This window comes from Streptomyces sp. NPDC022552 (assembly GCF_055561875.1).
This window is the reverse complement of sequence record NZ_JBVHGJ010000012.1, coordinates 102,081-126,967: the sequence shown is the minus strand read 5'-3', so window position 1 is coordinate 126,967 and position 24,887 is coordinate 102,081. Positions and strand designations below refer to the sequence as shown.

Sequence of the window (24,887 nt, the reverse complement as noted above, 5' to 3'; positions counted from 1 at the left end):
GAGCCACCGAGCTCCACCCCTGAGACGATCACAGCCGCGCGGCCCCTCCGTAGCATCGACGTGACGGAGGGGGACGGACGTGAGAAGCGACAAGTCGACCGGTCGATGGTTCGGATGGCCCGCGCCGGAGGCCCTGACCCGGGTCGGCGTGCCGCGCGGCCGCCTCGTGCTCGACGGGCTGCTGCTCGCGGCGATCAGCGGCGGGATCGTGGTCAGCGCCCATCGGTCGGGCGCCTTCCCCGGCTGGTACGGCGCGCTGCCCCCGCTGGGTCTCGCCCTCGCGGTGGGCCTCGTCGCCGCCTACCACCGGACGACGCTCGCGGGCCGGCTCACGGGCTCCCTCGGCCTGCTCGCCGCCGTCGCCGGCCTCGGCCTCGCCGCGCACGTCGCCGGAGCCCATGTGACCGCCACCCTGCTCTGGATCGTCGTCTCCATCACCGCCATGGAGCGCCTGCCGCTGCTCGTGGCACTGGTCACCGTGCTGGTCCTCTCCGGGGGCTTCGTGGACGCGGACGAGACCGGGATCCTGGGCGCCGGAGTCACCACCGCCGCCGTGCTGCTCACCGGTTACTCGCTGCGCCTGGACGCCGAAGCCCGCAGCGCCGGGTTCCGGCTGCTGGCACAGGAGCGCGCGGCACGCGACGCCGAGGCGGCCTCGGCGGCCCTGGCCGAGCGGGCCAGGATCGCCCGCGAGATCCATGACGTCCTGGCGCACAGCCTCTCCGCGCAGATGGTCCACCTGGAGGCGGCCAGGCTGCAGATCGAGGCCGGCGCCGGACGGGAGACGATCCTGGAGCGGGTGGTCGCCGCCCGCTCCATGGCCCGGGAGGGGCTCGCCGAGACCCGGCAGGCGCTATCCGCGCTCCGTGGCGACATGGTGCCCGTCGAGGACTATCTGCGGGAGCTGGCGCGCGAGGACCGGGCCGAGGTGCAGGTGGCCGGCGCCCGCAGACACCTTCCCGCGGAAGCCTCCCAGGCCGTACGGAGAGTGGCGCAGGAAGCCCTCACCAACGTCCGCAAACACGCACCCGGAGCCAGGACACGGTTGCTGCTCACCTACGGGACGGGGGAGGTCGCCCTGGAGATACGGGACTCGGGGGTGCCAGGCGCCCCTGACACGCCCGGGGCCCCCGGCACGGCCGGTGTGTCCGGCGAGGCCGCGGCGGCGGGGCTGAGCGCCTCCGGATCGGGCTACGGGCTGCTCGGCATGCGGGAGCGCGCCGAACTCCTCGGCGGAAGCCTGCAGGCGGGTCCCGAGGGCAACGGCTTCGCGGTGCGGCTGCGGGTGCCGGCATGAGCGGCCCCGGGAACCTGCACGGCGATCGCAGGGTGGCGCGGGTGATCGTGGCCGACGACCAGTCCATGGTGAGGGAGGGAATCGTGCTCGTCCTGGGGCTGCTGCCCGGCATCGAGGTCGTCGGAGCGGCCCGGGACGGCGAGGAGGCCGTCGCCCTGACCGCCGAACTCGCGCCCGATGTGGTGCTGATGGACCTCCGGATGCCGCGCTGCGACGGGGTGGAGGCGACCCGGCGGATACGCGCCGACCACCCGGGCACCGAAGTCGTGGTCCTCACCACGTACGCCGACGACGACTCGCTCTTCCCGGCGCTCCGGGCAGGGGCGCGCGGCTACCTCACCAAGGACGCCGGCGGGGAGGAGATCGTGCGGGCCGTCCACGATGTGCTGGACGGGCGGGCCGGACTCGCTCCCTCCGTCCAACGGCGCCTGCTGGAACAGCTCATGGCCCAGCCCGAGAGAGGACCAGGGCCGTCCCGTGAGGCCCCGGGAGGCTCACGGCGGCAGGCGGACTCGCTGCCCGACGGGCTCACCGACCGCGAGGCCGAGGTGCTCGCGCTGGTCGCGGACGGCCTCTCCAACCAGGAGATCGGCGTCCGGCTGAGCATCTCCACCGCCACCGTGAAGACCCACATCAACAATCTCTTCGCCAAGACGGGGGTGCGCGACCGGGCACAGGCCGTCCGGTACGCATATCAGCACGGGCTCGTCGCACCACCTGGGAGAACCGTCACCTGATGGGGTGAAGTGAGGAGGGAGAAGAGTCCGGGATCTTCCCGCTCTGTCCATCCTTGGGCACGCGGCCGAAACGGTTCGCTGACAAGGAGAGTTCACCGGTGGAGAAGGACGAAGAGCCGGGCGCCCCCGCGGTGCGGATCGACGACCCCTGGTACGACGCACTCGCCTCCGGCTGGGGCGAGTCGGCCGACGTGGGGACGCCCGCCGCCGAGGCCGACCACGGCGCGGCGGCGACCGGGGCCGTACCGCGGCAGCAGCCGGGCGGCCACGGGGCCGCCGACATCTACCTGGAGGTCCAGCGCAGCGCCGCCTTCCAGGAAGTACGCAGCCGCTACCGGCGGTTCGTGATCCCGGCCGTCCTCGCCTTCCTCGTCTGGTACCTCGCCTATGTGGTGGCGGCGACGGCGGCGCCCGGGCTGATGGCCCGGCCCGTCTTCGGGATGGTGAACGTGGCGATGCTCGCCGGGCTCGGCCAGTTCCTCACCACCTTCCTGCTGACCTGGGCCTACGCCCGCAACGCGCGGCTGCGGCGGGACCGCGCCGCCCTGGAGCTGCGCTGGACGGTGTTCGACGAGACACGGGCGCAGGAGATCACGCGGGGAGGCCGAAGGTGACCGACGACCATCAGACACTCGCGCTGCTGCTGTTCAGCGCGTTCATCGTGGTGACGCTCGGGATCACCACCTGGGTGAGCCGCAACCGGCATGGTTCGGCGGAGGAGTTCTATGCCGGCGGGAGGCTCTTCTCCCCTCTGGAGAACGGTTTCGCCATCGCCGGTGACTACATGTCCGCCGCCTCCTTCCTCGGCATCTCCGGACTGATCGCCCTCTTCGGCTACGACGGGATGCTGTACTCCGTCGGCTTCCTCGTCGCCTGGTTGGTCGTCCTGCTCCTGGTCGCCGAACTGGTCCGCAACTGCGGACGGTTCACCCTCGCCGACGTGGTGGCGGCCCGGATGGCCGAGCGCCCCGTCCGGATCGCCGCCGGAACGTCCTCCGTCACGGTCTCCGTGCTCTATCTGGTGGCCCAGATGGTCGGGGCCGGCAGTCTGGTCGCCCTGCTCCTCGGGGGCACCAGCGAAGCCGCCCGCTCATGGACCGTGATCGGCGTCGGCGCCCTGATGGTGATCTATGTGTCGTTCGGCGGGATGCGGGCCACCACCTGGATCCAGATCGTGAAGGCCGTGCTGCTGATGGCCGGCACGATCACCCTCACCGTGCTCGTCCTGCTCCGCTTCCACGGGGACTTCAACCAGCTGCTCGCCACGGCCGCGGAACGCAGCGGACACGGACGGGACTTCCTCGCCCCCGGCCTGCGCTACGGCGGGGAGTGGACCTCACGGCTCGACTTCATCAGCCTCGGCATCGCACTCGTCCTCGGCACCGCCGGCCTGCCGCACATCCTGTCCCGGTTCTACACCGTGCCGACCGCACGAGCCGCCCGCCGTTCCGTCGTCTGGGCCATCGGGCTCATCGGCGGCTTCTACCTGATGACGATCGTCCTCGGCTTCGGCGCCGCCGCGATCATCGGCCCCGACGCCGTGCGTGCCTCCAACGCGGCGGGGAACACCGCCGTACCGCTGCTCGCCCTCGATCTCGGCGGGGGAGCGGGCTCCACGGGAGGCACGGTGCTCTTCGCGATCGTCGCCGCCGTCGCCTTCGCGACCATCCTGGCGGTCGTCGCCGGCATCACCCTCGCCTCCTCCGCCTCCGTCGCCCACGACCTGTACGCCTCATTGCGCCGCCGGGGCACGCGCGCGAAGCCGTACAGCGAGGTGACCGTGGCGCGGATCGCCGCGGCCGGGATCGGCGTCGCCGCGATCGGGCTCGGCCTGCTCGCCCGCGACCTCAACGTGGCGTTCCTGGTCGGTCTCGCCTTCGCGGTCGCCGCCTCGGCCAACCTGCCCGTACTGCTGTACTCGCTGTTCTGGCGGAACTTCACCACGCGCGGCGCCGTGTGGTCGGTGTACGGGGGCCTGGTGCCGGCGGTGCTGCTCGTCGTGCTCTCGCCGGTCGTCTCCGGCAGCCCCGACGCGCTGTTCCCGGGGGTCGACTTCCATGTCTTCCCGCTCCAGAACCCCGGGGTGGTCTCCATCCCCCTCGGCTTCCTGGCCGGATGGATCGGGACCGTCACGTCCTCCGAGCCGCCCGACGCGGCCAAGCACGCGGAGACGGAGGTCAGGGCGTTGACCGGCGCCGGAGCGGTGTGAGCGAGCGGGACGCACGCTCCGGGGCCCGGCCGGTACGAGGGCTCAGCCCGTGGACTTCGCCCAGACGTAGCGGTGTTCGGGGCGGCCCGTCTCGCCGTACTTCAGCGACAGCCGTACGCGGCCGGCCCGTTCGAGCAGCTTGAGGTAGCGCTGGGCGGTCTGCCGGCTGACCCCCGACCGCTCGGCGATCTCCTGCGCGGACAGGGCTCCGTCGGCGGCGAGGAGCACCTGCCGCACCAGCTCCGCGGTGGTGGGGGAGTGGCCCTTGGGAAGGTCGGGCTCCACCGCGCTCGCGGAGAGTGCGCCGAAGATGCGGTCGACCTCCGCCTGTTCCGCTTCGCCGCCGCCGTCCAGGGTGTGGCGCAGCGCGGCATACGCCTCCAGCTTGGCGCGGAGCCCGGCGAAGGCGAAGGGTTTGACCAGGTACTGCAGCGCTCCGTGGCGCATCGCCGCCTGCACGGTCGCCACGTCTCGCGCCGCGGTCACCATGATCACATCGGTCTGGTGGCCCAGCCGGCGCAGTTCCCGTACGACCGCGAGTCCGTTCTCGTCCGGCAGATAGTGGTCGAGCAGGATCAGGTCGACGGGGACCTCGGCCAGCCGGGCGAGCGCCTCGGCCGTCGAGTGGGCGGTGGCGACGACCTGGAAGCCGGGCACCTTCGTCACGTAGGCCGCGTTGATCCGCGCGACGCGGCGGTCGTCGTCGACGACCAGGACGTCGATCACCGTGGCCCCCCGAGCGCGGACGTCCCGGGCGCGGAGGCCCCGGCAGACGACGAGCCGATCGCCGACGTGGCGGTCGCGGACGGCCCGGTGCTTGGCCGCTCGTCCGGTTCCGCCGACGGCTCCGGCTCGTCCAGTGCTTCGGGGAGGACGACGGTGAACTCGGCGCCACCGTCCTGTCCCGTGGCGACCCGGGCGCTGCCGCCCCGACGTTCGGCGAGCCGGCGTACGAGAGCGAGACCCAGGCCCCGCTTGCCGTGGGAGGGCAGTTCCTTGGTGGTCCATCCCTCGGTGAAGATGAGTTCGCGCCGGTCGTCGGGGACGCCGGGCCCGCTGTCGGAGACCCGCAGGACGGCGGTACGGCCCTCGGCCCGCAGGGCGATCTCGACGCGCGCCTCGACGGTGCCCGCGGCGGCGTCCAGGGCGTTGTCGACGAGGTTGCCGACGACCGTGACCAGCTCGCGCGGGTCGACCAGCCGGTCGGGGAGCAGCGAGTCGGCCGAGATCCGCAGCGACACGCCCCGCTCGGCGGCGACCGTGGCCTTGCCGACCAGGAGCGCGGCGAGCAGCGGATCGTGGATCTTCTCGGTGACCTGCTCGGCGGTGGCGCGGTGCACGCCCACGACCTCGGTGACGAACTCCACCGCCTCGTCGTGCATCTCCAGCTCCAGCAGGCCCAGGAGGGTGTGCAGCCGGTTGGCGTGCTCATGGTCCTGGGCGCGGAGGGCGTCGATCAGCCCGCGGGTGGAGTCGAGCTCGCGGCCGAGCCGCTCCAGCTCGGTGCGGTCGCGCAGGGTGGCGACGGCGCCGCCGTCGTCCGTCGGCATCCGGTTGGCGATCAGTACCCGGTGGCCCCGGACGGTCACCAGGTCGTCGCCGGTGACTCGGCCGGCCAGCACATCGGCCGTACGTCCGGAGCCGAGCGCCTCCTCCAGCGGGCTCCCGGTTGCCTCCGGTCCGATGCCGAGCAGCCGCTGGGCCTCGTCGTTCATGAGCCGGATGCGGCCGGCGCGGTCGAGGGCGACGACGCCCTCGCGGATGCCGTGGAGCATGGCCTCGCGTTCGGCGAGGAGTGCGGAGATGTCCGAGAACGCCAGGTCGTGCGTCTGCCGCTGCAGCCTGCGGGAGATCAGGTACGCGGCGAGCGCGCCGGCCGCCAGGGCCCCGCCGGCGTACGCGAGCAGTCCGGGGATCGCCCCGAGGAGCCGGTCGTGGACGCTGTCGTACTCGATGCCGACGGACACCGCGCCGACGATGGTTCCGTCCGCGTCGCGCAGCGGGGCCTTCCCCCGCGCCGAGCGGCCGAGCGTGCCGTTGTCGATCTCCATGACCTCCTGCCCGGAGAGGGCGGCGCTGGGGTCGGTGGAGACGATCCTGCCGATCTGCGCGGGGTCGGTATGGGACCAGCGCACGCCTCGTGTGTCCATGACGACGACGTACTCGGCGCCGGTGGACCGCCGGATCCGCTCGGCCTCGACCTGCACGGGGCCACCGGCGGAGGGCTCGGAGTCACGCAGCGCGGCGGCGACCTCGGGGGAGGCGGTGGTCTCGGCGATGGCCAGGGCGCGCCGCATGGCCTGGTCGTCGAGCTGGTCGCTGAGCGGCGCGAGGAAGAGTCCGGTGGCCAGCACCGTGACGCCGGTGGCGATGGCCAGCTGCATGAGGAGGACCTGCGCGAAGACCCGCCGCGGCCAGCCGAACCGCCGACGGCGCGGGGTGGGTCGCGCGGGGGTGGTCGGTGCGGGGCTCATGGCAGGAACGGTACGGGGAGGGGGGCGGGGACCGGAAACGACCACCCGTGCGACCAGGAGGGCAGAGGTGCGGGCCCCCCGCGGACGGTGGCGCGCCGCCGGGCGCCGCGGGTGGCCGGGGCCGCGGGGCTCGTGTCTATTCTGGGGGCTTTGTGGTCGTGGGTCGGAGGGTTTTCGTGGTCAGGCAGCAGATTCCCGTCGTCGTCCTCTCCGGGTTCCTCGGGTCGGGGAAGACCACGCTGCTCAACCATCTGCTGCGCAGTGCCCGGGGCACCCGGATCGGTGTCATGGTCAACGACTTCGGGGACATCGGGATCGACGCGATGACCGTCGCCGGACAGGTCGGTTCCACCGTCTCGCTCGGCAACGGATGCCTGTGCTGCGCCGTCGACGTGAGCGAGCTGGACGAGTATCTCGAGGTCCTCACCCGGCCCGAGATGCGCCTCGACGTGATCGTCATCGAGGCCAGCGGTCTCGCCGAGCCGCAGGAACTCGTCCGGATGGTGCTCGCCAGCGACAACGAGCGGACCGTGTACGGCGGGCTCGTGCAGGTCGTCGACGCCGCCGAGTTCTCCGCGATCCGGGAGCGGCATCCGGAGACCGACCGTCATCTGGCCCTCGCCGATCTGGTCGTGGTGAACAAGGCGGACCGGGTGGCGGAGGGGGAGCTCGACGCCGTGCACGAGAGGGTCACCGCGCTGGCCGGACGGGCCGCGGTGATCCGCGCCTCGTACGGGCGCGTCGACCCCGAGGTCCTCTTCGACCGGGTCGTGCCCGAGGACGAGATCGAAGGGCAGATGTCCATCGAGGACCTGCTCTACGGGGACCCCGAGACGGAGCATCCGCACGCGCACTACGAGTCCCTCTCGTTCTCGACCGGTACCGCCCTGCACCCGCGGCGCCTGATGGCCTTCCTCGACTCCCGCCCGCAGGGGCTCTACCGCATCAAGGGCTTCGTCGATCTCGGCGCGGCAGACCGGGACAACCGGTACGTCGTCCACGCGGTCGGCCGCTTCCTGCGGTTCTTTCCCGAGCCCTGGCCCGCCGGCGAGGAGAAGCTCACCCAGCTGGTGCTCATCGGCTCCGGCATCGACGCGCCGGCTCTGCGCAAGGGGCTCGCGGAGTGCGAGCTGAACGGCCCGCGGGACGCCCCCGACGAGCACAGCATGTGGGGCGTGCTGCGCTACGTACCCCAGCCGGAGCCGGAGCCGGAGCCGGACGCGGGGGTCTGGTCGGCCGGTCAGGCGCCGACGGCGGAGAGGTAGTCCGCGAGACCGTCCGCGCTCTCACCCGCCCATCCCACGTACCCGTCGGGCCGGACGAGGAAGAGGCCCGTGCCGTACGGCTCGTACGCGGCGAGGCGGGCCGTGCGCACCGTTCCCGTCCCGAGGGCCGGGGGCTCCGTGCCGACGGCGAGCAGCGTGAAGTGCGGCCCGCGGAAGAGGTCGAAGAGGCGCTCCCCGCCGTACGGACCGTCCGGGGCGCGGTCGCCCGCGCGCAGCGCGTCCTCGGCGATCCCGGTCCGGGTCTCGACGGCGAGGGGCGAGTCCCGGTACCCCAGCCCGAGCTGCTGGACCTCCTCGCCGCGCTGGCTGCTCTCGCCCTCGGCGGAGGCCCGGTGGATACGGCTGCTGATGCCGAGGACGCCGGCGGCGACGGGCAGCCGCTCGGCCTCGTACGAGTCGAGCAGCGCGGCGGGGGCGCCGTGGCGCAGCACCTGACCGAGCTTCCAGCCGAGGTTGTACGCGTCCTGGACACTGGTGTTGAGGCCCTGACCGCCCGCGGGGGAGTGCACGTGCGCCGCGTCACCCGCCAGGAAGACCCGGCCGTCGCGGAACCGGTCCGCCATCGCCGCGCGGGCCCGGAAGTCGGAGGCCCACAGCACCTCGACGACGTCCGCTGCGGCTAGCGGCGTGCGCTCGGCGACGAGTCCGCGCACCGCCTCCGCCGAGGTGTCGACGGCGGCCGGCTCGTCCTCGAAGGCGACGATCAGCTGGAAGTGGTCGGCTCCTGGCAGCGGGCACAGCGCCACGCCGCCGCCGGGCGCCTTCGGCCAGATGTGCCAGTTGGCCCGGTCGACGAGCGCCTCGGGGGAGAGGCGCACGTCACCGACGAGCATCGGCCGGGGGTCGACGGTCTCGCCCGTCATGCCGATGCCGAGTGACTTGCGGACGGTCGACCGTCCGCCGTCGGCCGCCACGAGATAGGACGCCCGCACCGTCCCGCCGGTGGAGAGCTCCGCCTCGACCCCGTCCGCGGACTGGCGGAAGCCGGTGAGTGCCGTGCCGAACCGGACGCCGCCCCCGAGTTCCACCAGGCGCTCGTACAGCAGCTCCTGGGTGCGGGACTGCGGGATGAGCAGCGCGTTCGCGTACGGGACCTGCTCGGTCGGCTCGGAGCGCTTCATCATGTCCCACTCGTGCTGACGCTCCGCGCCCTCCCAGGCGAGCATCCGCGGGTAGAGGGACGCCGCGTCCAGGATGCCGGGCAGCACGCCGAGATCGTCGAACACCTCCTGGCTGCGCGGCTGGATGCCCTTGCCGCGCGAGCCGGGGAAGAGCCGGTCGGCCTTCTCGACCAGCAGGGTGCGTACACCCCGGCGGGCCAGGTCGATGGCGAGCACCAGTCCGGTGGGGCCCGCTCCGGCGACGACGACGTCCGTCTCCGTGCTCGTGTCGCTCTGCATGCCACTGCCTCCGGCGCCCTTAACGCTGTTAAGTTCCATGCCCGGGAGCATCGCCTTAACGGCGTTAAGTTGTCAAGGGGATACCGTGACGGGGTGGCGACGAAGAAGACGACTCGGCTGGACCCCGCGCAGGTGGCGGAGGCCGCCCTGAGCCTGCTGAACGAGCGGGGCCTCGAAGGACTCACGCTGCGCGCGATCGCCCAGGAGCTGAACGTGCAGGCGCCCGCGCTCTACTGGCACTTCAAGAACAAGCAGGCGCTGCTCGACGAGATGGCGACGGTGATGTACCGGCAGATGGTCGCCGACCCCGTGGCGCGGCCGGCCGGTGACCTGAGCTGGCAGGAGCGGATCCTCGCGGTCAACCGGGGCCTGCGCGCCGGACTGCTGCGCTACCGCGACGGCGCCAAGGTCTACAGCGGCGCCCGTTTCACCGGGACCGACTTCGCCGCGGACATGGAGCTCCAGCTCGGCTCGCTCGTCGAAGCCGGCTTCTCGCTGCCCCAGGCGGTACGGGCCAGCACCACGGCGTACATGTTCACGCTGGGCTTCGTGACGGAGGAGCAGGGCACCGAGCCGGTGCCGGGGCAGCCCCGCGAGGGCTTCGACGTCGAGCGGCGGGCCGAGCGGCTGGCCGACTATCCCCTCTCGGCGGCGGCCGGGCCGGAGCTCTTCACCGACTACGACACCGGCTTCGAGGACGGGCTGCGCCTGATCGTCGCCGGGATCGAGGCGACCTACGCGCCCACGGCCCCGCCCCGCGACCCGGCTTGACACCGGCCCCGGCCCTCGGCGCCACCTGCCCCACCCGCCTCATGACGGCGAACGCCCCCTGCCCCGCGCGCACGGCGCGGGGCAGGGGGCGTTTCGACGGGGTGCGAGCGCTAGCGGAGGGCACCCGCCACGACATCGACCGGCTTCGGCAGCGGGGTGCCCGAGCCGTCACGGCGCGGGTCGATCTCGGGCAGATCCACCGGCGTGCCGTTCTCCTGTGCGGCGTGCGCCGGGGTGGCGCCCGCCCAGGCCAGGATCAGCACGTCCTCGCCCTTCAGGAACCGCTGGCAGCGCACGCCACCGGTCGCACGCCCCTTGCGGGGGTACTGGTCGAACGGCGTCAGCTTCGCCGACGTGGCGGCCGAGTCGTCCAGCGTGCCCGTGGAGCCGGCGACCGTGAACACCACTGCGCCCGCCGCCGGATCCACCGCCGTGAACGAGATCACCTCGGCGCCCTCGGTGAGCTTGATGCCCGCCATGCCGCCCGCCGGGCGGCCCTGGGGCCGTACCTGCGAGGCCTGGTAGCGCAGCAGCTGGGCGTCGGAGGTGATGAAGACCAGGTCCTCCTCGCCCGTGCGCAGCTCGGTCGCGCCGACGATCCGGTCACCCTCCTTGAGGGTGATGACCTCCAGCTCGTCCTTGTTCGCCGGATAGTCGGGCACGACGCGCTTCACCACACCCTGGAGCGTGCCGATCGCCAGTCCCGGCGAGGCCTCGTCGAGTGTGGTCAGGCAGACGACCGTCTCGTCGTCCTCCAGGGTGAGGAACTCCGCCAGCGGCGCCCCGCCCGCCAGGTTCGGCGCGGAGGCGGTGTTCGGCAGCTGCGGCAGATCGATCACCGCGATCCGCAGCAGACGTCCGGCGGAGGTCACCGCGCCGATGTCGCCGCGCTGCGTCGCCGGAACCACGGAGACGATCACATCGTGCTTGGAGCGCTTGCCTTCCGCGGCGGCCGGGATCTCCTCCGTCGCCGTACGGGCCAGCAGGCCCGTCGAGGACAGCAGGACCCGGCAGGGGTCGTCCGCGACCTCCAGGGAGGTGGCGGCGATCGGCGCGCCCGCCGACTCCAGCAGGACCGTACGCCGGTCGGTGCCGAACTTCTTCGCCACCGCGGCCAGTTCACCCGAGACCAGCTTGCGCAGCTCGCTGTCGGAGTCCAGGATCCCGGTCAGCTCGTCGATCTCGCCGTTGAGCCGGTCGCGCTCGGTCTCCAGCTCGATCCGGTCGAACTTGGTGAGCCGGCGCAGCGGGGTGTCGAGGATGTACTGCGTCTGCACCTCACTCAGCGAGAAGCGCTCGATGAGGCGCTCCTTGGCCTGCGCCGAGTTCTCGCTGGAGCGGATGAGGCGGATGACCTCGTCGATGTCGAGCAGGGCGACGAGCAGGCCCTCGACCAGGTGCAGCCGGTCGCGCTTCTTGCCGCGGCGGAACTCGGAGCGCCGGCGCACCACGTCGAAGCGGTGGTCGAGATAGACCTCCAGGAGCTCCTTGAGGCCCAGCGTGAGCGGCTGGCCGTCGACCAGCGCCACGTTGTTGATGCCGAAGGACTCCTCCATCGGCGTCAGCTTGTAGAGCTGCTCCAGGACCGCCTCCGGCACGAAGCCGTTCTTGACCTCGATGACCAGGCGCAGACCGTGGTTGCGGTCGGTGAGGTCCTTGACGTCCGCGATGCCCTGCAGCTTCTTGGAGCCGACCAGGTCCTTGATCTTGGAGATGACCTTCTCGGGGCCGACCGTGAAGGGCAGCTCGGTGACGACGATGCCCTTGCGGCGGGCCGTCACGTTCTCCACCGTCGCCGTGGCGCGGATCTTGAACGTTCCGCGGCCGTTCTCGTACGCGTCCTTGATGCCGGACAGGCCGACGATCCGGCCGCCGGTGGGCAGGTCGGGGCCGGGCACGAAGCGCATCAGCGCTTCCAGGTCCGCGTTCGGGTGCCGGATCAGGTGCCGGGCGGCGGCGATGACCTCGCCCAGGTTGTGCGGAGGCATGTTGGTCGCCATACCGACCGCGATGCCGGAGGCGCCGTTGACCAGCAGGTTCGGATACGCGGCGGGCAGCGCGACCGGCTCCCGCTCCTGGCCGTCGTAGTTCGGCGAGAAGTCGACCGTGTCCTCGTCGATCGACTCCGTCATCATCAGCGCCGCGGCGGCCATCTTGGACTCGGTGTACCGCATGGCGGCCGGCGGGTCGTCGTTGCCCAGGGAGCCGAAGTTGCCGTGGCCGTCGACCAGCGGGAGGCGCATGGAGAACGGCTGGGCCATGCGCACCATCGCGTCGTAGATCGACGCGTCGCCGTGCGGGTGCAGCTTGCCCATGACCTCGCCGACGACGCGGGCGCACTTCACATAGCCGCGGTCGGGGCGCAGGCCCATCTCGTTCATCTGGTAGACGATGCGGCGCTGGACGGGCTTCATGCCGTCGCGGGCGTCCGGCAGCGCGCGGGAGTAGATCACCGAGTACGCGTACTCGAGGAAGGAGCCCTGCATCTCGTCGACGACGTCGATGTCGAGGATCCTCTCCTCGAACGCGTCGTCCGGCGGCGGTGTCTTCGTGCTGCGGCGGGCCATCGCGGCTGCGGCTCCTTCACCAACAAGGTTGATCTGACGCGGACCATTGTGGACCGTCCCACCGACAACGCCGACCGCGACCCGGGTCCAGGCCCGCCGAGGACCGTCCGCGAGCCGTGCGGAGGCCGTACGACGCCCGTCCCCCAGCCGTCCTTCCGGCCGTCCGTGAGCCGTACGTCAGCTGTACGCCGGACCCGTCCGTGAGCCGTACGTCAGCTGTAGGCCGGACCGTCCGTCAGCCGTACGCGACATCCGCGCGACCCGGAAGAGGGACGCCGGGAACCTGCGGGAACTTCGCCAGGTGCCGGTGCGCTTGCATAGGGTGGCAGGACTTTCCACATCGCGATCGAAGGGACGTACATGCCCATGGGTCACACGGCCACGGCAGAGGCCGGCTCCGGCGGCCTGACAGCGACCGAGCACCGGCTGGCCAACGGCCTGCGCGTGGTGCTCTCCGAGGACCACCTGACCCCGGTCGCCGCGGTGTGCCTCTGGTACGACGTCGGTTCCCGTCACGAGGTCGCGGGTCGCACCGGCCTCGCCCACCTCTTCGAGCACCTGATGTTCCAGGGCTCGAAGCAGGTCCACGGCAACGGCCACTTCGAGCTGGTGCAGGGCGCGGGCGGTTCGCTCAACGGCACGACGAGCTTCGAGCGCACCAACTACTTCGAGACCATGCCCACCCACCAGCTGGAGCTCGCGCTCTGGCTGGAGGCCGACCGCATGGGCTCGCTGCTCGCCGCCCTGGACGACGAGTCCATGGAGAACCAGCGCGACGTCGTCAAGAACGAGCGCCGACAGCGGTACGACAACGTGCCCTACGGCACGGCCTTCGAGAAGCTGACCGCACTGGCCTACCCCGAGGGCCACCCCTACCACCACACGCCGATCGGCTCCATGGCCGACCTGGACGCGGCGACGCTGGAGGACGCGCGGGCCTTCTTCCGCACGTACTACGCGCCGAACAACGCGGTGCTCTCGGTCGTCGGCGACATCGACCCGGCGCAGACCCTGGCCTGGATCGAGAAGTACTTCGGCTCCATCCCGTCCCACGACGGCAAGCTGCCGCCGCGCGACGGCACGCTCCCCGCCACCATCGGCGAGCAGCTGCGCGAGGTCGTCGAGGAGGAGGTCCCGGCCCGCGCGCTGATGGCCGCCTACCGTCTCCCGCACGACGGCACGCGCGAGTGCGACGCCGCCGACCTCGCCCTGACCGTCCTCGGCGGCGGCGAGTCCTCCCGGCTTCACAACCGTCTGGTCCGCCGCGACCGTACGGCCGTGGCCGCCGGCTTCGGCCTGCTCCGCCTGGCCGGCGCGCCCTCGCTCGGCTGGCTGGACGTCAAGACGTCCGGCGGGGTCGAGGTGCCCGAGATCGAGGCCGCCGTCGACGAGGAGCTGGCCCGGTTCGCCTCCGAGGGCCCGACGCCCGAGGAGATGGAGCGCGCCCAGGCCCAGTTGGAGCGGGAGTGGCTGGACCGGCTCGGCACGGTCGCGGGCCGCGCCGACGAACTGTGCCGCTACGCGGTCCTGTTCGGCGACCCGCAGCTCGCCCTGACCGCTGTCAACCGGGTCCTGGACGTCACCGCCGAGGAGGTGCGGGCCGTCGCCGAGGCCCAGCTGCGTCCGGACAACCGCGCGGTGCTGGTCTACGAGCCGATCGGCACCGAACAGAACGACGCCGAGCAGAGCGACAGCGACGAGGAAGAGGGAGCGGACCAGTGACCGACGCTGCCGCGTCTTTGACGAGCATGACGTTCCACCCGCAGCCGGAGCCGGGCACCGCCAGGCCGTGGGCCTTCCCGGCCCCGGACCGCGGAGCGCTGGACAACGGCCTGACCGTGCTGCGCTGCCACCGCCCCGGCCAGCAGGTCGTCGCCGTCGAGATCTTCCTCGACGCCCCTCTGGAGGCCGAGCCCGCGGGTCTCGACGGGGTCGCCACGATCATGGCCCGCGCGCTCTCCGAGGGCACGGACCAGCACAGCGCCGAGGAGTTCGCGGCCGAGCTGGAGCGCTGCGGCGCCACGCTCGACGCGCACGCCGACCACCCGGGTGTACGGGTCTCCCTGGAGGTCCCCGTCTCGCGGCTGCCCAAGGCGCTCGGGCTGCTCTCCGAGGCCCTGATCGCGCCCGCGTTCCTCGAGACCGAGGTCGAGCGCCTGGTGCGCAACCGGCTCGACGAGATCCCGCACGAGACGGCCAACCCGGCCCGCCGGGCGGCCAAGCAGCTCTCCAAGGAGCTGTTCCCGGCCGGCGCGCGCATGTCCCGGCCGCGCCAGGGCACCGAGGAGACGGTGGAGGCGATCGACGCCGGCGCCGTCCGCGCCTTCTTCGAGGCGCACATCCGGCCCTCCACGGCCACGGCCGTCGTCGTCGGCGACCTGACCGACGTCGACCTGGACAAGGTGCTCGCCGAGACGCTGGGCGCCTGGACGGGGAACTCCGCCGAGTCCCGCCCGGTCCCGCCGATCACGGCCGACGACACCGGCCGTGTGGTCATCGTCGACCGCCCGGGTGCCGTCCAGACCCAGCTGCTGATCGGCCGGGTCGGCGCGGACCGGCACGACCGAGTCTGGCCGGCCCAGGTCCTCGGCACGTACTGCCTCGGCGGCACGCTCACCTCCCGCCTGGACCGCGTCCTGCGCGAGGAGAAGGGCTACACCTACGGTGTCCGCGCCTTCGGCCAGGTGCTGCGCTCCGACGGCAAGGGCAACGGCGCCTCGATGCTCGCCATCAGCGGCTCCGTCGACACCCCCAACACCGGCCCGGCACTTGACGACCTGTGGAAGGTGCTGCGCACCCTCGCCGCCGAGGGTCTGACGGACGCCGAGCGCGACGTCGCCGTGCAGAACCTGGTGGGCGTGGCACCGCTCAAGTACGAGACCGCCGCCTCCGTCGCCGGGACCCTCGCCGATCAGGTCGAGCAGCACCTTCCGGACGATTTCCAGGCGCAGTTGTACGCGCGCCTCGCCGAGACCGGCACGGTGGAGGCGACGGCCGCGGTCGTCAACGCCTTCCCCGTGGACCGTCTCGTCACCGTGCTCGTGGGTGACGCGTCGGAGATCGAGGCGCCGGTGCGCGCCCTCGGCATCGGCGAAGTGACCGTCGTCACCGGCTGATTGAGCCGGACCGCCGTCGCGGCCGACGGCACCGGAGGACCCCGACGTCACGGTACGTCGGGGTCCTCCTCTTTGTCCGTATTGCCGCAGAGGATGGGTGTATGGCCTGTGGCATGTCTTACAAACAGGCGTGTCTGTTTGGTGATTGAAAGATGGTCCGCTTAGCGTCAGTCCGGCTGTTCGCCAGTTGCACCCGCCGCACCCGCGGCATCGGACAGTCATCGCCGAGTCCCCGTCAGGCGCGAGCCTGGGGAGCCGGGGACCCACACGAAGTCCCTGGGGTGAATCGGACGCCTTCGCACCCGTGCGGAGGGGCCCGTAGGAGACCTTCCTGCTCCGAACCCGTCAGCTAACCCGGTAGGCGAGAAGGAAGGAAAGGAACAGCCCCTACATGGCGTTCACCCGTGCCACCGGGAAGCATCGTGGTCCGAGCCGTCTGGCGCGTCGCAGCGCGGGCATCGCCGGCATGGCGACCCTCGCCACCACCGGCGTCATCGGAACCCTCGCCTCCCCGGCACTCGCCGTCGACACGGACGCGGCCCCCTCCGTCGAGGACACCGGGCTGACCCAGATCGTCGCCGCCGACTCCCTCGCCGACACCATCGACGCCCAGGCCGCCGCGCAGGAGCGCGAGGCCGCCGAGGCCGAGGCGAAGCGCAAGGCGGAGGCCCGTGCCAAGGCCGAGGCGAAGCGCAAGGCCGAGGCCCGCGCCAAGGAGATCCGCGAGGCCAAGGAGCGCGCCGCCCGTGAGGCCGAGCGCAAGCGCCTGAACTCCTTCCAACTCCCCGTGGCCGGCTCGTACGTCAGCACCGGCTACAAGACCGGCGGCTCGCTCTGGTCCTCCGGCAGCCACTCCGGCATCGACTTCCACGCCGCCTCCGGCAGCAAGGTCGTCTCCGTGGGCTCCGGCACCGTCGTCGAGGCCGGCTGGGGCGGCGCGTACGGCAACAACGTCGTCATCCGGATGAACGACGGCACGTACACCCAGTACGGTCACCTCTCGGCCATCAGTGTCGGGGTCGGCCAGTCCGTCACCCCGGGCCAGCAGATAGGCCTCTCGGGCTCGACCGGCAACTCCACCGGCCCGCACCTCCACTTCGAGGCCCGCACCACCGCCGAGTACGGCTCGGACATCAACCCGATCGCGTACCTCCGCGCCCGCGGTGTGAACGTCTGACCGTTCAGGTCTTCCCAGCACGTCAGAAAAGCCCCGGCTCGTACTGAGCCGGGGCTTTTCGCTGACCAAAAACATATCCATGGTTCCTGGGGAGCCATCGGAAACATTGCCCTGCTGCAATAGAGTCGCCGGAGAACCGGTTTCGCGCGGATTAAGGCGGAGGTCGAACATGCGCATTCCCGCGCACTCTGTATGCACGGCGATCCGGGACGACATCGTCCTCGGGGTCTTCGAGCGCGGCAGCCGGCTGACCGAGGAGCAGCTGGCCCGCCGTTACGGAGTCTCCCGCGTCCCCGTCCGCGAGGCGCTGCGCACCCTGGAGTCCGAGGGCTTCGTGATCACCCGCCGGCACGCGGGCGCCCATGTCGCCGAGCCCACCGAGCAGGAGGCGGCCGACCTGCTGGACGTCCGGTCCCTGCTCGAACCGCTCGGCGCCGCGCGCGCCGCGCAGCGCCGCACGGAGGCACACCTCAAGGTGCTGCGGGGGCTGGTCAGGCTGGGGCAGGAGCGGGCCCGGCGGGGGCAGGCGGAGGACCTGCGCCCGCTCGGCGGCTGGTTCCACGAGACGCTGGCCCAGGCCTCGGGCAGCCCGGCGCTCAGCGCCCTGCTCACCCAGCTACGGCACAAGATCGCCTGGATGTACGCGGTCGAGATCCCCGCCCAGCCGGTCGAGGCATGGGCCGAGCACGGGGCGATCGTGGACGCGGTGGCGCGGGGCGACGCCGAACGGGCCCGTGCGCTGACCGCGTCGCACGCCGAACGGTCGTTGGCGCTGTACCGGCTGAAGCGCCCGGAGGGCGGGCGTGTGAGGGTTTCGCAACATGTCGTCAACACCGCGAGCGTCCGGAATTAACGAGCGGTCCGTATACAAAGGGTGGGAATTTCGCGGGCCCGCTCCGTCGTGCATGGAATGGCGCCCGGAAATATGCTGTGCGCAATGCGCTGTCCGCCATGCGTCGCACGCAATGCGCTGACCGCAATACGTCGCACTGAATGTGCCCGCGGAATCGGGGGGACGAAAAAGCCGCGCCGCCGGTGTTCCGGCGTGCGCGGCTTTTTCGGAGATCAGGTCAGACGGTCTCGGGAAGCTCCTCGAGCCCCTCGGCAACCAGCTTCGCCAGGCGGTCGAGCGCGGCCTCGGCGCCCTCGGCGTCCGAAGCGAGAACGATCTCCTCGCCGCCCTGCGCGCCCAGGCCGAGCACCGCGAGCATCGACGCGGCGTTCACCGGGTTGCCATCGGCCTTGGCGATCGTCACGGGGACGCCGGAGGCCGTGGTGGCACGGACGAAGATGGAGGCGGGGCGGGCGTGCAGGCCCTCGGCCCAGCCGACGTTGACGCGGCGCTCAGCCATGGTGTTGCCCTTCAAGTCTCAAGCGGGTTGTCTAGACCAGTCTCTCACGGGCCGCGGGGTGCTCGTGGCCGACCTTCGGCCCCCGCGGGAAGGCCGATCGGTCCTCCTTACCTTGCATGGCGCGCAGGTGCCGCGCGACCGGTGCCCGTGTCGGACCCCGGCCGTACGCTTGCCCCATGCAGAGCGCGTCGGAACAGCCGGGTCGGCAGGCGGAACAGCCGGAGCACGCCTACCCCGACCACTGGGAAGCGGACGTGGTCCTCCGTGACGGCGGCACCGCGCGCATCAGGCCCATCACCGCCGACGACGCCGAACGGCTGGTCAGCTTCTACGAACAGGTCTCCGACGAGTCGAAGTACTACCGCTTCTTCGCGCCGTACCCGAGGCTCTCCGCCAAGGACGTGCACCGCTTCACCCACCACGACTTCGTCGACCGGGTGGGACTCGCCGCGACGGTCGGCGGGGAGTTCATCGCCACCGTGCGGTACGACCGGATCGACGACCGCGGCATGCCCGCCTCCGCGCCGGCCGACGAGGCCGAGGTCGCCTTCCTGGTCCAGGACGCCCACCAGGGGCGGGGCGTGGCATCCGCCCTGCTCGAACACATCGGGGCGGTGGCGCGCGAGCGGGACATCCGCCGGTTCGCGGCGGAGGTGCTGCCCGCGAACACCAAGATGATCAAGGTCTTCACCGATGCCGGGTACACCCAGAAGCGCAGCTTCGAGGACGGTTCGGTACGGCTCCATCTCGACCTGGAACCCACCGACCGCTCGCTCGCCGTGCAGCGCGCGCGGGAGCAGCGGGCCGAGGCCCGTTCCGTGCAGCGGCTCCTCACCCCCGGCTCCGTCGCCGTCGTCGGCGCCGGACGGACACCGGGCGGGGTGGGCCGGACGGTCCTGCGCAACCTCCTGGACGGCGGGTTCGGCGGTCGTACGTACGCCGTGAACCGCGCGCTCCCCGACGACACCGGCACGCTCGACGGAGTGCCGGCCTTCCGCTCCGTCGCGGCCATCGCAGAGCCGGTGGACCTCGCGATCGTGGCCGTGCCCGCCGAGCGCGTGCCGGAGGCCGTCGCCGACTGCGGGGAGCACGGGGTGCGGGGGCTCGTCGTCCTCTCCGCGGGGTACGCCGAGACGGGGACGGCGGAGGGCCGGGACCGGCAGCGGGAGCTGGTGCGGCAGGCCCGCTCGTACGGGATGCGGATCATCGGGCCCAACGCGTTCGGGATCATCAACACCTCGGCCGGCGTCCGGCTGAACGCCTCGCTCGCCCCGCAGACGCCGGCCGCCGGACGGATCGGGCTCTTCACCCAGTCCGGCGCGATCGGCATCGCGCTCCTCGCCGGACTGCACCGGCACGGCGCGGGCATCTCCTCCTTCATCTCGGCCGGCAACCGGGCGGACGTCTCCGGCAACGACTTCCTCCAGCACTGGTACGACGACCCGGAGACGGACGTCGTCCTGCTGTACCTGGAGTCCATCGGGAACCCGCGGAAGTTCACCCGGCTGGCCCGGCGCACGGCGGCGGTCAAGCCCGTCGTGGTGGTCAAGGGCGCGCGGCACAGCGGGAGCGCGCCGCCGGGACACCGGGTGCCGGTCACCCGGATCCCGCACGCCACGGTCTCCGCGCTGCTCAGGCAGGCCGGAGTCATTCGCGTCGACACGGTGACCGAACTCGTCGACGCGGGGCTGCTCCTGGCGGGCCAGCCGCTGCCCGCCGGGCCGCGCGTGGCGATCCTCGGCAACTCCGAGTCGCTCGGACTGCTCACGTACGACGCCTGTCTGACGGAGGGGCTCCGCCCGCACCGCCCGCTGGACCTGACGACGGGCGCGAGCCCCGCGGACTTCCGCGCCGCGCTGACGGCGGCGCTCGCGGACGACGCGTGCGACGCCGTCGTCGTGACCGCGATCCCGTGGGTCGGCGAGAACGGTGCGGTCGAGTCCGGCGACGGCGAGGTCCTCGCGGCGTACCTCCGCGAGGCGGTCGCCTCCGCCCCGCCTCCGGCGAAGCCGGTGGTCGTGGTCCACGTGGAAATGGGCGGCCTGGCGGAAGCGCTCTCGGCGGCGACGAGCACCCGCCCGCCCGCGCGCCGTCCGCTCGGGTCCGCCCAGCCTGCCGAGCCCACGGGCCCGGGCGCCCCGATGGGCGCGCCCCCGGGCCGGGCGGCCTCAGCGTCTCCGGCGGGTGACCGAGCGGTCCGTGGCGCGACCGGGGCCGCGATCCCCGGCCACGGACCGGCGGGCGGCTCGTCCGCGCCGGCACGACCGGGCGCCGCCGGAGCGGCCCCCGCCGACGCGACGCCCGCACCGGTAAGACCCGCGGGCGGGCCGCCGAGCGGGGGCATCCCCGCCTATCCCGCCGCCGAGCGGGCCGTCAGGGCGTTGGCCGAGGCCGTGCGGTACGGGCAATGGCGGCGGCAGGCCGCCGAGCCCGGGCGGGTGCCCGAGTTCGAGGACATCGACGAGGGCGGGGCCGCCGCGCAGATCGAGCGGGTGCTCGGGGAGGACGTGGACGCCCGGGGCGCCACCCTCGACGCCGACGCGGCGCGCGAGCTGCTCGGGCGGTACGGGATCGACGTGCGGCCCACCCTCCCCGCCCCCACCCCCGACGACGCCGTCCTCGCCGCCGCCCGGCTCGGGTACCCCGTCGCCCTCAAGACGACCGCCCCCCACCTGCGCCACCGCCCCGACCTCGGGGGCGTGCGGCTCGACCTCGCGGGCGAGGAACAACTCCGTACCGCGTACGCCGAACTGACCGAGGCGCTCGGCAAGCCCGCCGAGCTCCAGCCGGTCGTCCAGGCGATGGTGCCCCGCGGCGTCGACACCGTCGTCCGCTCGGCCATCGACCCGGCCGTCGGTGCCGTGCTCTCCTTCGGGCTCGCCGGAGCCGCCTCCGAGCTGCTCGGCGACATGTCCCACCGCCTCGTCCCGGCCACCGACCGCGACGCCGCCGACCTCGTCCGCTCCATCCGTACCGCCCCGCTCCTCTTCGGCTGGCGCGGCTCCGCCCCCGTCGACACACCCGCCCTGGAGGAACTGCTGCTGCGCGTCTCCCGGCTCGTCGACGACCATCCCGAGGTGGTCGCGATCACCCTGGAGCCCGCGGTCGTCGCCCCGCACGGCCTCTCCGTGCTCGGCGCGACGGTCCGCCTGGCCCCGCCCCCGCCCCGTACGGACCTCGGTCCCCGCAGCCTTCCGAGCTACTGAACCTGGCACGAGCCCGGCCGGGATCCGGCTCCAACCCGGCTCCGAAGCGTCCCGGAGCGCCCCTTCCGACGGATTAGGATGGAGTCCATGGCGAAGACCGGTACGACGACCCAGGGGCTGCGCGCGGCGATCGAGCGCAGCGGCTACTACCCGGCCCTCGTGGCCGAGGCGGTGGAGGCCGCTGTCGGTGGCGAGCCGATCGCGTCGTACCTGGTGCACCAGGAGACCACCTTCGACTCCAACGAGGTCCGTCGCCACGTCACGGTCCTCGTCCTGACCGCCAACCGCTTCATCGTCAGCCACACCGACGAGCAGGCCGCCGACAACAGCTCCCCGACGCCGTACGCCACGACGTCCACCGAGTCGGTCAAGCTCGACCGGATCTCGTCCGTCGTCGTCAGCCGCGTCGTCGCCAACCCTGAGTCGTACACCCCCGGCACCCTGCCCCGTGAGGTCGTCCTCACCATCGGCTGGGGCGCCGTCTCGCGGATCGACCTGGAGCCCGCCGCCTGCGGCGACCCCAACTGCGACGCCGATCACGGCTACACCGGCAACGCCACCGCCGACGACCTCAGCCTGCGTGTCAGCGACGCCGGAGACGGCCCGGACACCGTGCGCCAGACCCTCGCCTTCGCCCAGTCGCTCTCCGAAGCCACCGCGGCGACCCGCTGATGGTCCAGCCCACCGCCGTCACCTCCGGCTGGCCGGACGACCCCGTCCCCCTCGACCTCGCCACGGCGCCCGTGCCGGAGTACGGCACGGGCTCGCTGGCCGACGTCCTCCCGACGCTCGTCGCCGCCCAGGGCGCGCCCGGTTTCGAGGCCCGGATCGCCGAGCTGGACCCCGCCGACCGGAACTGCGTCTTCCTGATCGACGGACTCGGCTGGGAGCAGATCAAGGCCCACCCGGACGAGGCCCCGTACCTCACCTCGCTCCTCGCCACCTCGCGCGGCGGCACGGGCCGTCCGATCACCGCCGGCTTCCCCGCCACCACCGCGACCTCGCTCGCCTCGGTGGGCACCGGCCTGGTCCCCGGTGTGCACGGTCTGCCCGGCTACACCGTCCGCAACCCCGACACGGGGGAGCTGATGAACCAGCTCCGCTGGAAGCCGTGGACCTCGCCGCGGGTCTGGCAGCCGTACCCCACCGTCTTCCGGCTGGCCCACGAGGCGGGCATCCACACCGCCCAGGTCTCCTCGCCGATCTTCCAGGACACCCCGCTCACCAAGATCGCGCTGAGCGGCGGAACGTTCCACGGCCGGCTCTCCGGCGAGGAGCGGATGGACTTCGCCGCCGAGCAGCTCGCCGCCGGCGACCGCTCGTTGGTCTACACGTACTACAGCGAGCTCGACGGGGCGGGACACCGCTTCGGCATCGACTCCGACGCCTGGCGCGGCCAGCTGATGTTCGTCGACCGGCTCGTGCAGCGCCTCGCCGAGCAGCTGCCGCCCCGCTCGGCCCTGTACGTCACGGCCGACCACGGCATGGTGGACATCCCCTTCGACGACCAGCACCGGATCGACTTCGACGAGGACTGGGAGCTGCGCGCCGGGGTCGCCCTGCTCGGCGGCGAGGGGCGTGCCCGCCATGTCTACGCGGTGCCGGGCGCGGAGGCCGACGTGCTGACGTGCTGGCGGGAGGTGCTCGGCGAGCAGTTCTGGGTGGCGAGCCGTGACGAGGCCCTCGCGCTCGGCTGGTTCGGCGACAGGGTCGACGAGCGCGTGTACGGCAGGATCGGTGACGTCGTCGCCGCGGCCCATGACGATGTCATCATCACCGCCTCGGTCAACGAGCCCCACGAGTCGGCGATGGTCGGTGTGCACGGTTCGATGACGCCGGCGGAGCAGCTGGTGCCGCTCATCGAAGTCCGTTCCTGACCCCGTACCCGTACGCCCGTCACCCACCCCGACCTGAAAGGTCCCCGACTTCCCATGCCCGAGCTGGTGTTCTTCTCCGGAACGATGGACTGCGGAAAGAGCACCCTCGCTCTTCAGATCGAGCACAACCGCTCCACCCGCGGACTCCAGGGCATGATCTTCACGCGGGACGACCGTGCGGGGGAGGGCAAGCTCTCCTCGCGCCTCGGTCTGGTCACGGACGCGGTGGAGGCGGCCGAGGGCTTCGACTTCTACGCGTACCTCGTCGCCCATCTCTCCAAGGGCGGCCGCTGCGACTACGTCATCGCGGACGAGGCGCAGTTCCTGTCGCCCGAGCAGATCGACCAGCTCGCCCGGGTCGTGGACGATCTCGAACTCGACGTCTTCGCCTTCGGCATCACCACCGACTTCCGCTCGAAGCTCTTCCCCGGGTCGCAGCGGCTCGTGGAGCTCGCCGACCGGGTCGAGGTGCTCCAGGTCGAGGCGCTCTGCTGGTGCGGGGCCCGGGCCACCCACAACGCGCGCACCGTCGGCGGCGCGATGGTCGTCGAGGGTGCGCAGGTCGTGGTGGGAGACGTGAACGTGGGCGACGAGATCGGCTACGAGGTGCTGTGCCGGCGCCATCACCGTAAGAGGATGACGAGCGCCACCGCGCGAGCGGCCGCGCTGTCTCCGGACGTCCTGCCCGTCACGCCGGGCTGACCTGTCCACCGCGTCCAGGGCGGCCCGTTCGACGTGCCGGACACCCCCCGGGGGGCCTCGGTCGACGTCGGTGCCCGAACACCCTCCCCACATACGATGGGGAGGGAACCGGGCGAAGGGGGAGACGGTGCTGTACGAGGGCAGGGCCCCGGAAGGGTTTCCGAACGGTGGGCCGTTGTCCGCCCAGGAGGCCTTCCGATATTTCGGGAACAGCGAGTATGACGCGATGCTCCACGGGCGCGTCAGTGAGGGCCGTGTGACGGCATGGCCCGAAGCCGGCCGGATGCCCCGGTACCGATACGGCGGCCTCTCCGGGCCGAAGCACGCGTACACCCTGGACGCGGAAGCCGGCATCGCACGGCTGGCCGGAGCCGTGGACGGCGACTTCGTGCGGAAGCTTCGGGGCGACCCCTGGGTGCGGATCGTCGCGATGCACCATCTGTACTGGTACTGGACGGCCGCCGAAGGCAGGGTCGAGATATCCGGTCCGTCGCGGGAGCCCGGCGACGAGCTCGGGCAGGAGCTCCTCGCCAGCGGCCTCATCGGGAGTCCCGGGCGGTGGGACAAGACGCGTGCCGACATCTACCAGAAGGCCGTCGACGAGCAGATCGTGTTGATCCGCCTGAACATCCTCGACGTCTACGGCGAGAGGCTCCCGGAATCCGAGCACTGGGACGAGGAGCCGACGTACTGGTGAGCACAGCCGCGCCCACGAG

20 protein-coding genes and 1 riboswitch are annotated in these 24,887 nt (G+C 72.3%); of the genes, 15 read left to right on the top strand and 5 right to left on the bottom strand.

Features of this window, described 5'->3' with window-relative positions; translation table 11 throughout:
* Positions 1–79 precede the first annotated feature (79 nt).
* From ACZ3OF_RS27465 to ACZ3OF_RS27450, 4 genes are all read left to right on the top strand, one after another.
* Positions 80–1,297, top strand: coding sequence for a sensor histidine kinase (locus tag ACZ3OF_RS27465; RefSeq protein ID WP_361680376.1), 1,218 nt, complete (start codon positions 80–82; stop codon positions 1,295–1,297).
* Positions 1,294–2,034 carry a response regulator transcription factor gene (locus tag ACZ3OF_RS27460; protein WP_361680379.1) on the top strand — a complete coding sequence of 247 codons (741 nt, stop codon included), beginning with the start codon at positions 1,294–1,296 and terminating at the stop codon, positions 2,032–2,034. The genes ACZ3OF_RS27465 and ACZ3OF_RS27460 overlap by 4 nt, the downstream gene beginning before the upstream one ends.
* A gap of 98 nt (positions 2,035–2,132) precedes the next feature.
* Positions 2,133–2,648 (top strand): DUF485 domain-containing protein, encoded by a 516-nt coding sequence (locus ACZ3OF_RS27455; RefSeq protein ID WP_361680382.1) that lies wholly within the window; start codon positions 2,133–2,135, stop codon positions 2,646–2,648.
* The gene (locus ACZ3OF_RS27450) at positions 2,645–4,243 is read left to right on the top strand and encodes a solute symporter family protein (RefSeq protein ID WP_361680385.1); all 1,599 of its coding nucleotides are present in this window, start codon (positions 2,645–2,647) and stop codon (positions 4,241–4,243) included. Before ACZ3OF_RS27455 ends, ACZ3OF_RS27450 begins: the two co-directional genes overlap by 4 nt.
* Before the next feature lie 42 nt (positions 4,244–4,285).
* Here ACZ3OF_RS27450 and ACZ3OF_RS27445 read toward each other — a convergent pair whose 3' ends face one another.
* A complete protein-coding gene (locus ACZ3OF_RS27445) occupies positions 4,286–4,969 on the bottom strand; it encodes a response regulator (RefSeq protein WP_361680388.1) in 684 nt (227 codons plus the stop codon).
* Complete coding sequence (locus ACZ3OF_RS27440; RefSeq protein WP_467307379.1) at positions 4,966–6,717, bottom strand: sensor histidine kinase; 1,752 nt, start codon at positions 6,715–6,717, stop codon at positions 4,966–4,968. Before ACZ3OF_RS27440 ends, ACZ3OF_RS27445 begins: the two co-directional genes overlap by 4 nt.
* 176 nt (positions 6,718–6,893) lie before the next feature.
* Here ACZ3OF_RS27440 and ACZ3OF_RS27435 point away from each other — a divergent pair, with 176 nt between their 5' ends.
* Positions 6,894–7,982 carry a CobW family GTP-binding protein gene (locus ACZ3OF_RS27435; protein ID WP_361680394.1) on the top strand — a complete coding sequence of 363 codons (1,089 nt, stop codon included), beginning with the start codon at positions 6,894–6,896 and terminating at the stop codon, positions 7,980–7,982.
* Here ACZ3OF_RS27435 and ACZ3OF_RS27430 read toward each other — a convergent pair.
* Positions 7,958–9,403, bottom strand: a complete 1,446-nt coding sequence (locus ACZ3OF_RS27430; RefSeq protein WP_467307376.1) for an FAD-dependent monooxygenase — start codon at positions 9,401–9,403, stop codon at positions 7,958–7,960. The genes ACZ3OF_RS27435 and ACZ3OF_RS27430 overlap by 25 nt on opposite strands.
* A 93-nt stretch (positions 9,404–9,496) precedes the next feature.
* On the opposite strand from ACZ3OF_RS27430, the gene ACZ3OF_RS27425 reads away from it, so the two are divergent.
* Positions 9,497–10,174, top strand: coding sequence for a TetR/AcrR family transcriptional regulator C-terminal domain-containing protein (locus ACZ3OF_RS27425; protein ID WP_361680397.1), 678 nt, complete (start codon positions 9,497–9,499; stop codon positions 10,172–10,174).
* A 110-nt stretch (positions 10,175–10,284) separates the two neighbouring features.
* Here the strand turns inward: ACZ3OF_RS27425 and ACZ3OF_RS27420 are convergent, their stop codons facing one another.
* Positions 10,285–12,741 (bottom strand): DNA gyrase/topoisomerase IV subunit A, encoded by a 2,457-nt coding sequence (locus tag ACZ3OF_RS27420; protein ID WP_361680400.1) that lies wholly within the window; start codon positions 12,739–12,741, stop codon positions 10,285–10,287.
* 360 nt (positions 12,742–13,101) lie between these two features.
* Between ACZ3OF_RS27420 and ACZ3OF_RS27415 the strand changes: the two genes are divergently transcribed.
* The 4 genes from ACZ3OF_RS27415 to ACZ3OF_RS27400 all read left to right on the top strand — a co-directional run bounded on the left by ACZ3OF_RS27415 (position 13,102) and on the right by ACZ3OF_RS27400 (position 17,887).
* On the top strand, positions 13,102–14,463 hold the full coding sequence (locus ACZ3OF_RS27415) for a M16 family metallopeptidase (RefSeq protein WP_467307373.1): 1,362 nt from the start codon (positions 13,102–13,104) through the stop codon (positions 14,461–14,463).
* Positions 14,464–14,489: 26 nt separating this feature from the next.
* Positions 14,490–15,857, top strand: a complete 1,368-nt coding sequence (locus ACZ3OF_RS27410; protein ID WP_467307370.1) for a M16 family metallopeptidase — start codon at positions 14,490–14,492, stop codon at positions 15,855–15,857.
* Positions 15,858–16,069: 212 nt separating this feature from the next.
* Positions 16,070–16,235: riboswitch (cyclic di-AMP (ydaO/yuaA leader) on the top strand.
* Between the two features lie 13 nt (positions 16,236–16,248).
* Positions 16,249–17,034 carry a M23 family metallopeptidase gene (locus tag ACZ3OF_RS27405; RefSeq protein ID WP_361680406.1) on the top strand — a complete coding sequence of 262 codons (786 nt, stop codon included), beginning with the start codon at positions 16,249–16,251 and terminating at the stop codon, positions 17,032–17,034.
* Positions 17,035–17,203: 169 nt separating this feature from the next.
* Positions 17,204–17,887 carry a GntR family transcriptional regulator gene (locus ACZ3OF_RS27400; protein ID WP_467307368.1) on the top strand — a complete coding sequence of 228 codons (684 nt, stop codon included), beginning with the start codon at positions 17,204–17,206 and terminating at the stop codon, positions 17,885–17,887.
* Between the two features lie 217 nt (positions 17,888–18,104).
* Here ACZ3OF_RS27400 and ACZ3OF_RS27395 read toward each other — a convergent pair whose 3' ends face one another.
* Entirely contained in the window at positions 18,105–18,386 is a 282-nt protein-coding gene (locus ACZ3OF_RS27395) for an HPr family phosphocarrier protein (RefSeq protein WP_048477591.1), read from the bottom strand.
* A gap of 176 nt (positions 18,387–18,562) precedes the next feature.
* On the opposite strand from ACZ3OF_RS27395, the gene ACZ3OF_RS27390 reads away from it, so the two are divergent.
* The 5 genes from ACZ3OF_RS27390 (at position 18,563) to ACZ3OF_RS27370 (ending at position 24,868) form a co-directional block, all read left to right on the top strand.
* Entirely contained in the window at positions 18,563–21,592 is a 3,030-nt protein-coding gene (locus ACZ3OF_RS27390) for a bifunctional acetate--CoA ligase family protein/GNAT family N-acetyltransferase (RefSeq protein ID WP_361680412.1), read from the top strand.
* Positions 21,593–21,679: 87 nt separating this feature from the next.
* Entirely contained in the window at positions 21,680–22,264 is a 585-nt protein-coding gene (locus ACZ3OF_RS27385; RefSeq protein ID WP_361441761.1) for a DUF5998 family protein, read from the top strand.
* On the top strand, positions 22,264–23,469 hold the full coding sequence (locus ACZ3OF_RS27380; protein WP_361680415.1) for an alkaline phosphatase family protein: 1,206 nt from the start codon (positions 22,264–22,266) through the stop codon (positions 23,467–23,469). The genes ACZ3OF_RS27385 and ACZ3OF_RS27380 overlap by 1 nt, the downstream gene beginning before the upstream one ends.
* 54 nt (positions 23,470–23,523) lie before the next feature.
* On the top strand, positions 23,524–24,171 hold the full coding sequence (locus ACZ3OF_RS27375; RefSeq protein ID WP_361680418.1) for a thymidine kinase: 648 nt from the start codon (positions 23,524–23,526) through the stop codon (positions 24,169–24,171).
* Between the two features lie 256 nt (positions 24,172–24,427).
* Positions 24,428–24,868, top strand: coding sequence for a hypothetical protein (locus ACZ3OF_RS27370; protein ID WP_361680421.1), 441 nt, complete (start codon positions 24,428–24,430; stop codon positions 24,866–24,868).
* The last annotated feature ends 19 nt before the right edge of the window (positions 24,869–24,887 follow it).

Excerpts from the sequence above, each read along its gene's own strand:
- ACZ3OF_RS27410 (WP_467307370.1), top strand. The coding sequence starts at position 14,490 with ATGACGTTCCACCCGCAGCCGGAGCCGGGCACCGCCAGGCCGTGGGCC.
- ACZ3OF_RS27375 (WP_361680418.1), top strand. The coding sequence starts at position 23,524 with ATGCCCGAGCTGGTGTTCTTCTCCGGAACGATGGACTGCGGAAAGAGC.
- ACZ3OF_RS27420 (WP_361680400.1), bottom strand. The coding sequence starts at position 12,741 with ATGGCCCGCCGCAGCACGAAGACACCGCCGCCGGACGACGCGTTCGAG.
- ACZ3OF_RS27395 (WP_048477591.1), bottom strand. The coding sequence starts at position 18,386 with ATGGCTGAGCGCCGCGTCAACGTCGGCTGGGCCGAGGGCCTGCACGCC.
- ACZ3OF_RS27415 (WP_467307373.1), top strand. The coding sequence starts at position 13,102 with ATGCCCATGGGTCACACGGCCACGGCAGAGGCCGGCTCCGGCGGCCTG.
- ACZ3OF_RS27385 (WP_361441761.1), top strand. The coding sequence starts at position 21,680 with ATGGCGAAGACCGGTACGACGACCCAGGGGCTGCGCGCGGCGATCGAG.
- ACZ3OF_RS27440 (WP_467307379.1), bottom strand. The coding sequence starts at position 6,717 with ATGAGCCCCGCACCGACCACCCCCGCGCGACCCACCCCGCGCCGTCGG.
- ACZ3OF_RS27405 (WP_361680406.1), top strand. The coding sequence starts at position 16,249 with ATGGCGTTCACCCGTGCCACCGGGAAGCATCGTGGTCCGAGCCGTCTG.
- ACZ3OF_RS27430 (WP_467307376.1), bottom strand. The coding sequence starts at position 9,403 with ATGCAGAGCGACACGAGCACGGAGACGGACGTCGTCGTCGCCGGAGCG.
- ACZ3OF_RS27400 (WP_467307368.1), top strand. The coding sequence starts at position 17,204 with ATGCGCATTCCCGCGCACTCTGTATGCACGGCGATCCGGGACGACATC.
- ACZ3OF_RS27390 (WP_361680412.1), top strand. The coding sequence starts at position 18,563 with ATGCAGAGCGCGTCGGAACAGCCGGGTCGGCAGGCGGAACAGCCGGAG.
- ACZ3OF_RS27460 (WP_361680379.1), top strand. The coding sequence starts at position 1,294 with ATGAGCGGCCCCGGGAACCTGCACGGCGATCGCAGGGTGGCGCGGGTG.
- ACZ3OF_RS27380 (WP_361680415.1), top strand. The coding sequence starts at position 22,264 with ATGGTCCAGCCCACCGCCGTCACCTCCGGCTGGCCGGACGACCCCGTC.